This is a genomic window from Erwinia sp. V90_4, from assembly GCF_029967685.1.
Classification (GTDB): domain Bacteria; phylum Pseudomonadota; class Gammaproteobacteria; order Enterobacterales; family Enterobacteriaceae; genus Erwinia; species Erwinia aphidicola.
The window spans coordinates 1-720 of sequence record NZ_JASCAQ010000029.1; the positions used below are offsets into that span (position 1 = coordinate 1).

Sequence of the window (720 nt, forward strand, 5' to 3'; positions counted from 1 at the left end):
TCGCCTTCCTCCCCACTGAAAGTACTTTACAACCCGAAGGCCTTCTTCATACACGCGGCATGGCTGCATCAGGCTTGCGCCCATTGTGCAATATTCCCCACTGCTGCCTCCCGTAGGAGTCTGGACCGTGTCTCAGTTCCAGTGTGGCTGGTCATCCTCTCAGACCAGCTAGGGATCGTCGCCTAGGTGAGCCGTTACCCCACCTACTAGCTAATCCCATCTGGGCACATCCGATGGTGTGAGGCCCGAAGGTCCCCCACTTTGGTCCGAAGACGTTATGCGGTATTAGCTACCGTTTCCAGTAGTTATCCCCCTCCATCGGGCAGTTTCCCAGACATTACTCACCCGTCCGCCACTCGTCACCCAAGAGCAAGCTCTCTGTGCTACCGTTCGACTTGCATGTGTTAGGCCTGCCGCCAGCGTTCAATCTGAGCCATGATCAAACTCTTCAATTAAAAGTTCGATTTGCTGAAACAAGTTCAGCGGTGCTCATCTGTAAAACGTCATAATGAATTTCATTATGTGTTCACTCGTGAGGCTTGATATTTTTTACGTCCGGAGACGTTGATATCAATCCTGCGAGTGCCCACACAGATTGTCTGATAAATTGTTAAAGAGCGTTGCGAGCAGTGCCGAAGCTTCCTGTCGCGAGGTGGCGTATATTACGCTTTCCTCCTTCGGAGTCAACTTCTTTTTGAGAAGTTTTTCCGGCGGTTCAGA

General features: G+C 51.2%; 1 rRNA gene. It reads right to left on the reverse strand.

Annotation, left to right across the window (positions count from 1 at the left end):
• A 16S ribosomal RNA gene (locus tag QLG07_RS02645) occupies positions 1-455 on the reverse strand; the annotation flags it as partial.
• Positions 456-720: the final 265 nt, after the last annotated feature.